The sequence below is a fragment of the Streptomyces rapamycinicus NRRL 5491 genome (assembly GCF_024298965.1).
Lineage (GTDB): Bacteria > Actinomycetota > Actinomycetes > Streptomycetales > Streptomycetaceae > Streptomyces > Streptomyces rapamycinicus.
This window is the reverse complement of the sequence record NZ_CP085193.1, coordinates 9,698,308-9,711,588: the sequence shown is the minus strand read 5'-3', so window position 1 is coordinate 9,711,588 and position 13,281 is coordinate 9,698,308. Positions and strand designations below refer to the sequence as shown.

The 13,281-nt window shown below is 69.5% G+C and carries 13 protein-coding genes and 1 pseudogene; 8 read left to right on the top strand and 6 right to left on the bottom strand.

Going from position 1 to position 13,281, the window contains the following annotated elements; translation table 11 throughout:
* The first annotated feature begins 401 nt into the window (after positions 1 to 401).
* Positions 402 to 1,529 carry an NADH:flavin oxidoreductase gene (locus LIV37_RS40780; protein WP_020872896.1) on the top strand — a complete coding sequence of 376 codons (1,128 nt, stop codon included), beginning with the start codon at positions 402 to 404 and terminating at the stop codon, positions 1,527 to 1,529.
* Positions 1,530 to 1,731: 202 nt separating this feature from the next.
* Entirely contained in the window at positions 1,732 to 2,082 is a 351-nt protein-coding gene (locus tag LIV37_RS40775) for a winged helix-turn-helix transcriptional regulator (RefSeq protein WP_014055951.1), read from the top strand.
* A 333-nt stretch (positions 2,083 to 2,415) separates the two neighbouring features.
* Here LIV37_RS40775 and LIV37_RS40770 read toward each other — a convergent pair whose 3' ends face one another.
* On the bottom strand, positions 2,416 to 3,255 hold the full coding sequence (locus tag LIV37_RS40770; RefSeq protein ID WP_020872895.1) for a LysR family transcriptional regulator: 840 nt from the start codon (positions 3,253 to 3,255) through the stop codon (positions 2,416 to 2,418).
* A 93-nt stretch (positions 3,256 to 3,348) separates the two neighbouring features.
* On the opposite strand from LIV37_RS40770, the gene LIV37_RS40765 reads away from it, so the two are divergent.
* Positions 3,349 to 4,086: an SDR family oxidoreductase gene (locus LIV37_RS40765; RefSeq protein ID WP_020872894.1), complete on the top strand. Its 738-nt coding sequence runs from the start codon at positions 3,349 to 3,351 to the stop codon at positions 4,084 to 4,086.
* Between the two features lie 384 nt (positions 4,087 to 4,470).
* Here the strand turns inward: LIV37_RS40765 and LIV37_RS51875 are convergent, their stop codons facing one another.
* Positions 4,471 to 4,599 (bottom strand): hypothetical protein, encoded by a 129-nt coding sequence (locus LIV37_RS51875; RefSeq protein WP_274596663.1) that lies wholly within the window; start codon positions 4,597 to 4,599, stop codon positions 4,471 to 4,473.
* Between the two features lie 174 nt (positions 4,600 to 4,773).
* Between LIV37_RS51875 and LIV37_RS40760 the strand changes: the two genes are divergently transcribed.
* Positions 4,774 to 5,262 carry a hypothetical protein gene (locus LIV37_RS40760; protein WP_121823915.1) on the top strand — a complete coding sequence of 163 codons (489 nt, stop codon included), beginning with the start codon at positions 4,774 to 4,776 and terminating at the stop codon, positions 5,260 to 5,262.
* Between the two features lie 20 nt (positions 5,263 to 5,282).
* Here the strand turns inward: LIV37_RS40760 and LIV37_RS40755 are convergent, their stop codons facing one another.
* From LIV37_RS40755 to LIV37_RS40745, 3 genes and pseudogenes are all read right to left on the bottom strand, one after another.
* The gene (locus tag LIV37_RS40755) at positions 5,283 to 5,873 is read right to left on the bottom strand and encodes a hemerythrin domain-containing protein (protein ID WP_020872892.1); all 591 of its coding nucleotides are present in this window, start codon (positions 5,871 to 5,873) and stop codon (positions 5,283 to 5,285) included.
* 30 nt (positions 5,874 to 5,903) lie between these two features.
* Positions 5,904 to 7,106 (bottom strand): hypothetical protein, encoded by a 1,203-nt coding sequence (locus LIV37_RS40750; RefSeq protein WP_121823916.1) that lies wholly within the window; start codon positions 7,104 to 7,106, stop codon positions 5,904 to 5,906.
* Positions 7,107 to 7,345: 239 nt separating this feature from the next.
* Positions 7,346 to 7,612, bottom strand: a pseudogene (locus LIV37_RS40745) (hemerythrin domain-containing protein); the annotation flags it as partial.
* Positions 7,613 to 7,765: 153 nt separating this feature from the next.
* Here LIV37_RS40745 and LIV37_RS40740 point away from each other — a divergent pair.
* Complete coding sequence (locus LIV37_RS40740; protein WP_148717749.1) at positions 7,766 to 8,020, top strand: hypothetical protein; 255 nt, start codon at positions 7,766 to 7,768, stop codon at positions 8,018 to 8,020.
* Positions 8,021 to 8,092: 72 nt separating this feature from the next.
* On the opposite strand, the gene LIV37_RS40735 is transcribed toward LIV37_RS40740, so the two are convergent.
* Positions 8,093 to 9,016 carry a macrolide 2'-phosphotransferase gene (locus LIV37_RS40735; RefSeq protein ID WP_020872890.1) on the bottom strand — a complete coding sequence of 308 codons (924 nt, stop codon included), beginning with the start codon at positions 9,014 to 9,016 and terminating at the stop codon, positions 8,093 to 8,095.
* A 116-nt stretch (positions 9,017 to 9,132) separates the two neighbouring features.
* Here LIV37_RS40735 and vioD point away from each other — a divergent pair, with 116 nt between their 5' ends.
* The 3 genes from vioD to vioC all read left to right on the top strand — a co-directional run bounded on the left by vioD (position 9,133) and on the right by vioC (position 13,277).
* Complete coding sequence (vioD, locus tag LIV37_RS40730) at positions 9,133 to 10,338, top strand: capreomycidine synthase (RefSeq protein WP_214663135.1); 1,206 nt, start codon at positions 9,133 to 9,135, stop codon at positions 10,336 to 10,338.
* Positions 10,335 to 12,167, top strand: coding sequence for a non-ribosomal peptide synthetase (locus LIV37_RS40725; RefSeq protein WP_020872888.1), 1,833 nt, complete (start codon positions 10,335 to 10,337; stop codon positions 12,165 to 12,167). The genes vioD and LIV37_RS40725 overlap by 4 nt, the downstream gene beginning before the upstream one ends.
* 81 nt (positions 12,168 to 12,248) lie before the next feature.
* On the top strand, positions 12,249 to 13,277 hold the full coding sequence (gene vioC, locus LIV37_RS40720; protein WP_020872887.1) for an arginine beta-hydroxylase, Fe(II)/alpha-ketoglutarate-dependent: 1,029 nt from the start codon (positions 12,249 to 12,251) through the stop codon (positions 13,275 to 13,277).
* The last annotated feature ends 4 nt before the right edge of the window (positions 13,278 to 13,281 follow it).

Sequence of the window (13,281 nt, the reverse complement as noted above, 5' to 3'; positions counted from 1 at the left end):
TCCATGTGGACGTAACCCCACTCGCAGAGGGGGCGTTTTCCACCGGCCGCCAACCGCCGAAAGCGCTGCGTCGAGCCCACAGTGGTACTGGCGATCGGTTCTCATCGTGGCTCCTGTTTTACGAAAACACCCACGCTGGAGGGCACTTACAAAAAAGTAGGTACTTGCCCATGGAAAGGAATGGCATGTTTCCTCGGTTCCAGCGTAGGCAACCGGCCCAGCCGTCAAGCCCCGTCCCGGGTTCGGGCGCACGAGCCTCGGCGTCGGGGAGGCAGCCCAAACCAACCGAGTGCACGAAAGGCACATCGATCATGCCCGACACGTCCAGCACCACCGACATCGCCGCCGCCTCCGAGAGCCGGCCCTCCGCGAAACGTCGTCCTACTTCGAGGAGCATTCACGTGCCTGCCAGCAGCGCTGCCGCCGACCGCGCGGCTCAGACCCTGTCCCGCCCGTTCACCCTGCGCGGGCTCACCGTCCCGAACCGGATCGTCATGGCGCCGATGACGCGCGACTTCTCGCCGGGCGGCGTCCCCGGTGCCGATGTGGCGCGGTACTACGCGCGCCGGGCGGCCGGCGGGGTCGGGCTGATCGTCACCGAGGGAACGTACATCCGTCACGACGCGGCGGGGGACAGCGTCCGGGCGCCGCTGTTCCACGGCGAGGACGCCCTGACGGGCTGGAAGAACGTGGTGGCGGAGGTGCACCGCGCGGACGGCCGGATCCTGGCGCAGATCTGCCACGTCGGGGTGCAGCGCCCCGAGGGCGCGGGCCCGTTCCCCGACGCCCCGACGGTCAGCCCGTCGGGTCTCGGGCTGGACGGCGCGCCGGCCGGTAAGGCCATGACCCAGGACGACCTGGACGCGGTGATCGCCGCCTTCGCCGAGGCCGCCGCCGCGGCAGAGCGCACCGGCTTCGACGGCGTCGAACTGCACGGCGCCCATGGCCTTCTGATCGACCAGTTCCTGTGGGAGCGCACCAACCGCCGCACCGACGGCTACGGCGGTGACCCGGTCGCCCGTACCCGGTTCGCCGCCGAGATCGTGGCCGCCTGCCGGAAGGCCGTCTCCGCCGACTTCCCGATCGTCTTCCGCACCTCGCAGTGGAAGGTGAAGCACTATGCCGCGCGGCTGGCCACCACCCCGCAGGAGCTGGAGGCGGTCCTCACCCCGATCGCGGAGGCCGGGGTGGACGCCTTCCACTCCTCCACCCGCCGGTACTGGGTGCCGGAGTTCGAGGGCTCGGACCTGAATCTCGCGGGCTGGACCAAGAAGCTCACCGGCAAGGCCACCATCAGCGTCGGCTCCGTCGGCCTGGACAAGGTGTTCGAACCGGGGTTCCAGAGCGGGAGCCGGACCGGGGTGGCGGACATCGAGAAGCTGCTGGACCGGCTGGAGCGGGACGAGTTCGACCTGATCGCGATCGGCCGCGCCCTGATCGCCGACCCGGAGTGGGCTCGCAAGGTCCTCACCGGGGACACGGAGGCGCTGATCCCGTTCGCCGCCGACCAGGTCGCCACCCTGCGCTGACGTCGGGTCCCGGCATCCGCCCGCACCGATTCAGCTCAGGCACGACTCCGTACACCGAAGCGGATTTATGTACGGATGAGTCCTCGACTGCGGTCCGGTGGCTCACTCTGATTATCGGCCAACAACAAGTCCCCTCCCGCCGGCAAGTACCTACTTTGGGGTAAGTGCCTCCAGGTGGTGGCGGACGGAAGGGTATGTCCAGATGACTGAGCGTGGGTTCTACTGCGGATTGGACGCCGCACTGTCCGTCGTCGGGGGCAGGTGGAAGTTTCTGGTGCTGTGGCAGCTCGCCGTGCACGGTCCCCAGCGGTTCGGCCAACTGCGCCGTCTTGTCGACGGCGTTACCGAGAAAGTGCTGATCGGTGCGCTCAAAGACCTTGAGGCAGACTGCATTGTCGTCCGCAAGGACTTCCAGGAGCTTCCCCCTCACGTCGAATACTCCCTGACACCGTTCGGCTCGAGTCTGGCTGAAGCGCTGCGTCCGCTGTGCGAATGGGGATACGCCCACATGGATCGGATCGGGGCGTTGGCGAGCCAACCCGTCGGATCCTGATGGATGACGATGCTTCTGGAGGAAGTCTTCGAACGAGTCGGCTTCCGGCATCCACTGCGTGATGTGGCTGCCGTCGTACGCGTGGTCGACGCTCATCGGGATCGCTTCGCAAGGCCCGTGGCCTCTCGGTGGGCATCGTGACGTGCCACCGGGGCGACGGAGTCCAATGGCCGAAGGGACACCCCCGGTGCGGTCACTGCCTGACGTCTGTGTTGGACGACGCGGCGTGGCCCGCTACGTCTCACGCGGGCGCTGTGCCAGCGCACAGGGAGGCGTTTGAACTGCCAGTTGCTTGATCAAGGCTGCCGTTGGATGGCCGCTCTCAATTCGAGTTCAAAGGCTTGTTGCAACGCGGACCAGGTCAGCAACTGTACGAAGGCGGCTGTTCGGCGGCCAGGCGATCACCGTTGTCACGGGCGGAGCGTCCAGGACCGGTACGGCGGCGAGGTCCCGACGCAGGTCGGCGCCGGCTGACTCGGGAATGACCACGGTGGTACGGCCGAGCGCGATCAGTTGGAAGAGCTGTGTCAGGTTCCGTACCTCTGCGCCCGGTCCTTCTGGGTAGCTGCCGCCGGGACCGGGCCAGCGGGCCAGCGGGAGCTTTGGCAGTGTGGTGATGTCGGCCATCCGGACCTGGGTGCGGCTGGCGAGCGGGTGTGAGGCCGGCAGGATCGCGACCTGTCCCTCGGTGTACAGGGCTTCGGTGTCGAGCCCGGCTGTTGAGTCGAAGGGCAGGTGCAGCAGAGCCACGTCGGCTTGCCCGTCCCGCAGCAGCCGCTGGTGCTGGTGTGCCTCGCAAAGCAGCAGATCGACGGTGGCTGCGCCGGGTTCCGCGGCGTAGGCGTCGAGCAGTTTCGTCAGCAGCTCGCCGGCGGTGCCGGATTTAACGGCGAGGACAAGGCTGGGGTGCGCTGTCGCGGCCCGTTGGGTACGCCGCTCGGCTGCGGTCACTGCGCTGAGGATCGCGCGTGCTTCGGCCAGCAGCACGGCTCCGGCCTCGGTGAGCGTGACATTGCGGCTGTCGCGTTCCAGCAGTGCGATTCCGAGCCGCCGTTCGAGCTGGGTGATCGCGCGGGACAGTGGCGGCTGGGCCATCCCAAGGCGCTGGGCAGCCTTGCCGAAGTGCAGCTCCTCGGCGACGGCGACGAAGTACCGCAGCTCGCGTATCTCCATGAGCCCAGGCTAATGACGGCAGAGGGCTGATCGATATCGCGCGGGTATCGCCGCACTACCGAGAGGGTGTTGGTGCCCGGCTGCGGTGCGGGCATGCTCGCTGTCGTGAGCGAGAAGACAATCGCGCTGGTCACTGGCGCGAACAAGGGAATCGGGTACGAGATCGCGGCCGGGCTGGGTGCGCGGGGCTGGAGTGTCGGTGTCGGCGCCCGGGACGAGCAGCGCCGGGAGGACGCCGTGGCGAAGTTGCGCGCGGCTGGCGCCGACGCGTTCGGCGTGCCCCTGGACGTGACCGACGGCGGGAGCGTGGCCGCCGCGGTCCAACTGATCGAGGAGCGGGCAGGACGGCTCGACGTACTGGTCAACAACGCCGGCGTGGCCGGCGGCTGGCCGGAGGAACCCACGACCATCGATCTTGAGACCGTGCGGCGGCTGGTGGAGACCAACGTCATCGGCGTCATCAGGGTCACCAACGCGATGCTGCCGTTGCTGCGCCGTTCGGCGCACCCGCGGATCGTCAACCAGTCCAGCCACGTCGGCTCCCTGACACTGCAGACCACGCCCGGCGTCGACCTCGGGGGGATCAGCGGGGCCTACGCGCCGACGAAGACCTACCTCAACGCCGTCACCATCCAGTACGCCAAGGAGCTGAGCGGCACCAACATCCTGATCAACAACGCCTGCCCCGGTTACGTGGCCACCGACCTCAACGGATTCAGCGGGACCCAGACCCCCGAGCAGGGCGCGGCGATCGCCATCCGGCTGGCGACCCTGCCGGACGACGGCCCGACCGGCCAGCTGTTCGACGACAACGGGGTCGTACCCTGGTGACCTCACCCTCGGATACGTCCTCGTCGATCAGGCCGCCGCCGGTCGGACCCACGTGCACTCTGCGAAGATCGCCATCGCTGGGCTGGACGATGTCCCATGGCACTGCCTCTGGGATGGTCCTGACGAACCGACACCAAGTAGGGGGACCCATGGCCGCTGGCGACGCCGTCGGAACCAGCTCCATGGTGGCCCTGAGCCAGGTATGGTCCTCCCTGTCGATCGGGAGGTGTCAACCACCCAATCCCGAGTGACACTGAAGGGCCCGACTCGGGAGGCACCCCGAGCCAGACCCGTCCAATGCAGTTCACAAGCCCGGTCGCTCAATTACCGACCGGGCTTCTGCATACGAAGCTCGGTCCCGACCGCGTCTCGTGTGTGGGACTTCTACCGCACGAACTGCCCCACAGCGGCGATGATGGCCACGATCAACCCTGCCGCCGCCAGATAGACCTGCCAACGTTCGGCATCGGTCCAACCTCGTCGGCGAAGCTTGACATCGTCTACATCACCCACGTCCCACCCCCCTTCGATCTCCGAGCAGGTTCGTCGAGGGTTCTCGGCGAACCTGCCGCGATGATCGCGGGAGGTGCGGAGCGCGACCGTTTCCGGCGGTGCGGCGCGTCTGGCTGGGGTGAAGCAACGCAGAGTTCTCGTGGCCCGCATTGTGGATCACCACCGTGATGCAACCTGGAATGGCTGGTCCGGGCCTTTCCGGCGGCCGAGGGAGCGATGAACGCGGCGCTCGCCGAAGCGCAGGCCCGGCAGGCGGTGACGGTGGCCGCGTGGCTGCGGTACCCCACGGCGATTGACGCCGCGCTGGTGGCGATGGCGGGGCCGGGCGGCTCGGCCCGGCTGGACTGGCTCGTGGGCGGAGACCCGCACGAGATGGACGAAGCGGACTACGCCTGGCGTACCTGGGTGGACGAGGTCGTGGCGAGCTGGGCGGCCGGTTTGCTCACCTCTCCGGCCCTGGCCGAGACGGCCGTAGCCGCGCTCGCCGGGTGCGAACACACCGCCGCCTCGCCGGTCGATTTCCGTCGGCTGACCGCTCCCGACGAGTACGACCGGCGGGCGGCCCCGCAGCTGCGCCATCCAGACCTGATGGCGCCGGTCACGGATCTGCACCGGCTACGACTGCTCGCGCGCCTGCACGGCGATCCCGTGGGAGCCGACTGACCCCGGCAACGGAGACGCCCTCAGCCGTCCTTGCCCATGGTCCTGCGGACGGTGTCGCGGGTCCGGTCGATGATGGCCGCCATCGGACCGAGGGCGATGTTCTTCGCCGCCGTCTCCACGCCCGGATGCGGATGCGTGGGAGCCAGGGCTTCGGCGGCCTTGACGGCGTTGGCCATGGCGGCGAGCTGCCCGGGATCGGTCCGTCGCCGCAACTGGGCGAACTCGTAGCGCTCCTCGGAGCGGGCGTGCTCCATGACCTCGGTGCGCAGTTGGAGAAGCATGGGCAGGAACTGGGGGTCCTCCGGGCCCATCTCGTCCAGGCGGCTCAGCTTCTCCTTGGCCTGCTTCTCCTCGCGCAGCCGGTCCTCGACCACCTGCTCGCCGCCGTCGAAGGACCGGCGCGCCACGGGGTGGACAATCTCTTCCTCCGCCGTCTCGTGAACCGCCAGCAGCCGGACCAGGCGACGGAAGGCATCCTGCCGCTCCATGCCCGTGGTGCGCTCCACCTCGTCGAAGAGAGTGCGGATGTCACCGTGCTGGCGCGTCAGCAGCGCCACCACATCGTCCTGGACACCTGCGCCGGTGTCGCCGTCGTGGGTCTGATCTTTCACCGTGTTCCTCCCTTGAGCCGGGCCGACCGGTCAGTCGCGTGAGCGCTGCGACGCTGCGGGGTGCTCGCCCTCGGTTTCCAACCGGTATTCGCGGCCGAACATCTCGCGGTGCTGCTCCATCACGCGCTCACTCGGCGGCTGATCGCCGTCGTTGAGCTGCGCCTGTACGGCCTCAAAACGCTCGTGGGCCTCGCGGACGTAGCCGGTGCCGAGCGTCGTGAGGTCCATCTGGGTGGCCAGCAGCTCGCGGACGTATGCCTTGTTGGGCTCGAAGGTGAGCACGTTGGGCAACTGAGGCGCGACGACCTCCTCGGGCTCGCGTCCGTCGTTGCGGCGCATGAGGTCGCAGGCGATACGCAGGTGCTCAAGCTCCATGTTCAGGTGCAGCTCCCAGACGGCCTTCACCTTCGCGTCCGGCTCCTGCTCCATGAAGGAGTAGTAGAGGTAGCACTCGTTGTACTCGTGGTTGACCAGCTGCTCCCACCAGGTCTCGCCCGGGTCGACCAGGGACTCGTAGTGGGTGACGTGCTCCTCCTCGATCAGCCCGATCTCCTGGTAGAGCTGCCTGGCGATCGGCTCCATGTACTGCGGGCCGACGTTCATGTAGAAGTTCATGGTCTGCTGCTCCGCAGACATGATCGTCAGTGCGTGGAGCTTGGACAGCGGGCTGGCCTGAGCCCGGTCGTAGGGCTCGCGGACGTTGTCCACCGGATTGCGGTGATGGAATCTCGTCGGCCGACCGGGCATGACCTCGGTCAGACCCTGGACGATCTCCTCCGCCTTGCGGTGCTCGATCATCTCGTACAGGTTCGCGTACCGGTACAAGTGATCAAAGTCCTCCAACACCCCGAACTGGTACGCCTGCGTGAGATACGGATCGGGCTCCATGCGCGCCACCCACGCCGTCAGATCCACCGCCACCTGCTCATAGGCGATCGTCGTCTCCAGCACCGAGGCCACTCCCGGCAGCAACCAGTTCACCGCCTTCTGCTGCTGTGCCTCGATACAGCGGGTACGGGCCAGTTGCCGCTTCACTTCCTGGCCCTGGCAATGGCGGGCCATCTGGTGGCTGAACAGGATCGCCTCGACCTCGATCCCGTTCATCGCGATAACCCGGCACCGCGTATAAGGGTCGCAATGATCCGGGTCGATCGGGGAGACGTCCAACTCACGCCATGTGCGCAGTTGACGGTCAAGCGGGATTCCCCGCTGCTCCAACGGGTTGAACGTCATACGGGCTCCTATGAAGCGACGGGAACCCCTCTCCCCTACCCGGTCTCCGCGCCCGAAATATGCACATTCAGAGCATTTCACCCAATTGGCGGAGTTCGGCGAAAATGGCGGCTGAGTGAACGTGGCCGAAGCTCTGAACCGCACCGCCCCTGGGAGGGCGGTGCGGTTCCCGTCAGTGGCCGAGCGCCTTGGCCAGTTGTTCCTTGTTCATGTTCGAGCGGCCCTCGATGCCGCGCTGCTTACTTGCCGCGTCCGGTGACAAAGTCGCGGGCTCGGTCCACCAGCCCCGCTCCAGGGGCGAGCAGCTTGTTGCCCGGCGGGGTGGCCGGAGCACTGGGGTGCGGCCGAGTGGGGGCGGTCCTCTTCGCGCGACGAACCTTCTCCCCCAGCTCGTCCAGCTCACCTTTGTCGCACGTCTGCCGAAGCTGGACGAAGAGATTCTGCTCCTCGTCCCGGACGTGACTGGTGACCTCCGCTTTGAGCTTCGTGACGAGCTCGTCGAAGTCGGCAGTCCGCCCCCCGCTCCTCCCTTCCCGTCATGTCCCACCACCATCACAGCCCTTCCCTGTTCCTGACGCTTGTGGCGCCCGTGGTGTCACGGCCGGGTTCCCCTCGATGCCCTTGGCAACAATTCCATGTCGCCGTAGAAGGTGATCACCATGCGCGCCGACGAGACCGTGGGGCGCGTCTACCGCCGCTGCGGCTGCCGTGATGAGCAGCGCCGCCAGCTCGGCGCCCACTGCCCCCAGCTGATCTCCGAGCCCTGGCGGGTTCCCAACGGGACCAGAACCCGGCCAAGTGGATCGTCGGCCGAGCCGTCATCACCCCTGGAGGGGTCGTATCCCTGTATGGCGCAGTGGCCGTTCGCCCGGGACGACCGCCGCGATCATCCCTGGAGGATCGCGACCCGGTGAACGCGAAGGTGTGGCATGCCCTGGGTCAGGGTGTGACGGTCGTCCGCCCGGCAACCGCACTTGTCGCCACGATCAGGACACCGTCCCGAGCTCCCGGAGCCGGGCCCTGGCCGTCGTCACCAGATGCGGGCGGTCCGTGCGCAGGCCACGGAGGGCGACCCGGACCCAGAGGAAGTCGCCCAGTTCCACGATGTGCTCGCGCATTCCCTCCCGTACCGTGCCGCCCTGTCCCCGGTACGCGGCGAGCAGCGCGTCCAGGACGGCGGGACCGCCCGCGTAGTACAGGTCCACGAAGTCCGCGGCGGGGTCGTCGACCCGGGCGTTGGTCCAGTCGAGCAGGCCCGCGAGCCGGAGCCCACGGCCCGGCCGGGGGGAGACCAGGGTGTGGCCGGGGTGCACGTCGCCGTGGACGGGCACCGTCGCGGTCGGCCAGCCGTAGTCGTCCTCCAGCCAGCGCAGCCAGTGGGCTCGGCGACCTGGGGGCAGCCCGAACGCGGCGTGCGCCGCATGGAGTTGGCGGGCGACCCGCTCGCGGGGCCGGTCCGGTGCCGTGTCCGGCAGGCCGGCCGTCGCGGGCGGCAGGGCGTGCAACGAGACCAGCACACCGGCCAGTGGGCCCAGGTACTCCGCCGCGGGGTCGAGCGGGTCGACCGCCCAGCGGTAGCGTAGCGAGCGGGGGTCCTCCGCCCCCGCCGCCGTCCCCGGGAGCCGCGGGTAGGCGGTGAACTCCGGGGTGTGCACCCGCCACTCGGGGATCCGGGTCGGCAGCCGGTCGCGCAGCAGTCGCAGCAGCCGAGCTTCCGCCGCCGCGGGCGCGACCACCTGTGCGCGTCGGGGGGAGCGCAGGATCCACTCCCCGCCGTGCTCGTCGCGGCAGTGCACGACGCGGAAGTCCCAGCCGGACTCGTCCACTACAGCGGAGCCAGGGGCCACCGCGATGCCGTGCCGGACGGCGTGGTCAACGAGCTGCGGAACGCTGAGCGCTGACGCCTCCATGGCCCCACCCTGCCCCGGCGGTCATCAGCCCGAAACAAGTTTCCGCCCGATGGAAGGTGAACTCCCCAGGGACCGGGAGCGCTTGCGGACCACAGTACGCGTCGGGTTTGCTTCCGATGAAGCGCAACCACTGCCCCGCTATCTCCGTTCTCGATCCGGGAGTCCATTTGTCGCCCGTACGCAACGACGGCGCAGTGACCAGTCCGCCAGCACCACCGATATTGGAAGAGTGGTACCGGCGATATCTGGATAGGGCCGAACTGGATATCAGTTCCAGCGGAGTCCAGCCGTATTCTTTCGCGGAACTGCGCCGCATCGCCGGAATCGGCCACGACGAGCTCGACGGCATCGTCATGGACGACAGCACCTCGCAGGGTTCGCCGGAGCTGCGGCAGGCGATCGCCGACCGGTACGCCGGGGGGCGCCGCGAACACGTCATGGTCACTCATGGTTCGAGCGAGGCCATCGCGCTCACCCTGGGGACCCTTCTGGAGCCGGGCGACCGGGTGGTGCTGTCTGATTCGCTCTACCACTCGCTCGGCCACTTCGCGCGGGAGCGCGGCTGCGAGATTCGCACCCTGCCGCTCGGAGAGCTGTCCGACGGAGCCTTTCCCGACTCTGTACTGCGCGACACGATCGGGCCGGGAACCAAGGCCGTGGTGGCGAATTTCCCGCACAATCCGACCGGCCTCAGCCTTTCCGGCACCGGATATCGCGCATTCCTCGACCGGGTGGCGGATGCGGGCGCCCTGCTCGTCTGGGACGCGGCTTTCGCGGAAATCACCCATGGCGCCGATCCGTTGCCCAACCCGGAAATGCTGTACCCGCACACCGTCTCGTACGGAACCTTCTCGAAGGTATACGGCCTGCCCGGACTGCGGTTCGGCTGGTGCATCGCCCCGCCGGAACTGATCGAGCGTACGTTTCCGCTGCGCGACCGCACGACGCTCTTCCTCTCGCCTCTCGTCGAACGCATCGCACTCCATGCAGTACGCGCCGCACCCCGGCTGATCGGCCCCCGTGTCGAACAGGCCCGGCACAACCTGGAGTTGATGGACCGCTGGGTCGAGCGGCACGCGGACGTCGTCGCCTGGCAGCGTCCGCACGGCGGCGTCTGCGGGCTACTGGAACTGCCGCACGTGGCCGATGTCGAGCGGTTCTGCCTGGAGTTGCTCGACCGGACCGGAACGCTCCTGGTGCCCGGCACGGCCTTCGACCTCCCGCACGGAGTGCGGCTCGGATTCGGTGGTGCCGAGAAGGAGTTCGCCGCCGGTCTCGACCGGCTCTCCGGCTTCCTGCGCGGCGCGCGGGGCGGGCGATGAGCGGGCGGCAGCCGGACTTCCTCGACCGGTGGGACCATCAGGTCGCCACCCGGCCCGGGGCACCGGCCCTGATCGAGGGAACGGCCCGCTGGAGCTACGCCCAGGCCGAGGCGCGGGCCGGCGCGCTCGCATCGGTGCTTGCCGCACGGGGCGCCGGCCCCGGGAGCGTGGTGGGTCTGTCGCTCGACCGGCCCCGGGACGCGGTCCTCTCCATGCTCGCCGTGCTCAGGACCGGCGCCGCCTTCACCGTCCTGGAGCCCGGTCTGCCACCGGAGGCCCGCAAGGATCTGGTCGCCCGGGTGGGCGCCGTGCTCTGGCTCCACGACAGCACCCGGCAGGGGCCCCCGCTGCCGCTGGGTACGCCGTGTCTGGACCTCGCCACCATGGAAGCCGGGCCCCCCGCCGTGCCGTGCGTCAGCGGCCCGGCAGACCCCACGCAGCCGGCGTACGCCCTGTTCACCTCCGGGTCCACCGGTCGGCCCAAGGGCATCGTGATAGAGCGCGGCGCGCTCGCCGGGTTCGCCGATGCGGTGGCCGAGCGGCTGCTCCTCACCCCGGCCGACCGCTGGCTGCAGATCGCCTCACTCGGCTTCGACGTGGTGATCGAGGAGGTCTTCCCCGTCCTGGCCACCGGCGGTGCCGTGGTGTGCAGGCCCGACACCCTGCCGCTGGAACCGCCGGAGCTGCACCGCGTGCTGCGGGAGGGCGAGGCGACCGTGGCCGAGTTGTCGACCCAGTACTGGCGCGAGTACGCCCGCTGGCTGGACGCCGCCGACGAGACCACCCCCACCGCGCTCCGGGCGGTCCTCGTGGGCGGCGAGCGGATGGAGCCCGGCGCCTACCGGGCCTGGCAGCGCCGCCAGCCGGCCGCGCTGGTGCACGTGTACGGGCTGACGGAGTGCACGGTGACCTCCACCATGTACACCGGTCGACTGCCCGGGGACGCCACCGAAGTGCCCATCGGCACACCGCTGTCCAACGCGGCCGTCTCCGTACGGGCCGACGGGCGGGTGCTGCCGCCCGGCCGGACCGGGGAGATCCACATCGCCGGTCCCTCGCTGGCGCGGGGCTATCTGCACGACGAGGAGCAGACCGAGCTGCGGTTCCGCCCGGACCCGCATGCGGACGGAGAGCGGGTCTACGCCACCGGGGACCTGGGCCGACTGCTGCCCGGCGGGGCCCTGGAGTTCCTGGGCCGGATCGACAGCCGGCTGAAGGTGCGCGGCCACCGCCTGGAGGCGGCCGCGGTAGAGCGGGTGCTGGAGTCTGCGCCCGCGGTCGCCCAGGCCGTCGTCCTGATCGACCCCGGTGACGCCACCTCGCTGATCGCCTACCTGGTCCCGACCGACCGGGCGCTGGCCCCGGAGTCCGGCACCGCCGCCCGGCTCACCGACGGGCAGCGCGGGGAGGTGGTGGGGCCGACCGCCGCGGCCTTCGCCAGCTGGGCCGTACCAACCCGGCTGTACTGGACGGCCGACCTGCCCAAGAACCCGCACGGGAAGGTGGACACGGCGGCGCTGGCGGCGGCGACGGTCGCGGCCCCCGTGCGTACGCCGCCCGAGACCGGCGCCGAGCCTGGACCGGACCGACCGTCCACCGTCGACGAGCCCCTGCATGTCGTGCTCCACCGGTTCCGCGACGTGCTCGCGGCGCCCGCGCTCGGTCCCGACGACGACTTCTTCGCCCACGGCGGCCAGTCGATCCTGGCGATGCGTCTGGTGAGCGCGTTGCGGACAGATGTGCCCGCGGCCGCCGGGCTGCGCGTCGCCACGCTGTTCGACTGTCCCACGCCCCGGCGGCTCGCCAGGCACCTCAGCGATCGGACCTGACGCAGCGTCACCCGGCCCTGACCCGCACGCGCACCCGCATGCCCCGTTCGCCACCGAGGGCACCCGAAAGGATCCGCGACCATGGCAACCGGCACCAGCAACGTCCTCGAACTGACCCCGCAGGAAGCGCACCGTTCCGCCGACCTCGGCATCGAACTGGCCCGGAAGTACGCCTCGCCCGAGGACCCACGACTCCTGTTCGACCTGCCATTCCTCGCGGCGATGCTGCCCGAGCGCACCCGCAAGTTCCTGCGCGCCTTCGCGCTGGAGGAGGAGCACGGCCACTGCGTGCTCCGCGGCCACCGGATCGACACCGGCCGCATCGGCCCGACCCCGGAGCACTGGCGGGCCCGGGCCCGGCCCGCCGCGGAATTCCCCGAGGAGATCCTGCTGCTGCTCTACGGCGCCGTCATCGGCGAGCCGTTCGGCTGGTCCACCCAGCAGGACGGGCGGCTCGTCCACGACGTGTTCCCGATCCGCAAGCACGAGCACGAGCAGCTCGGCACCGGCAGCTCCGAACTCCTGACCTGGCACACCGAGGACGCCTTCCACCCGTACCGCGGCGACTACCTGCTGCTCTCGGCGCTGCGCAACCCCGACGACGTCGCCACCACCATCGGCGAACTGGACCTGGACGCCCTCGCCCCCGAGCACGTCGAGGTGCTGTTCCGGAAGCGCTTCCATATCGCCCCCGACGAGTCCCACCTGCCCAAGAACAACTCGGCAGGGGACCACGAGGAGTCCGCCAGGCGCTTCGCCACGATCGAGCGGCTGATCAACGACCGCGAACCGGTCGCGGTGCTGTACGGCTCGCGCTCCGGCCCGTACATGCGGCTCGACCCCTACTTCATGGAGACGCCCGAGGACGACCCACAGGCCCGTGCCGCGCTGGAGGCCGTAACCGGGGTCCTGGACCGGTCGCTGGGCGAAGTCGCCCTGCGGCAGGGTGACGTGCTCTGCGTCAACAACCACTTGGCGGTCCATGGCCGGGTCCCCTTCCGGGCCCGCTACGACGGCACCGACCGCTGGCTCAAGCGCGTCAACGTCACCAGCGACCTGCGCAAGTCCCGTGAGATGCGAGCGCTGGCCGGCTCCCGGCTGATCGGCTGACCAG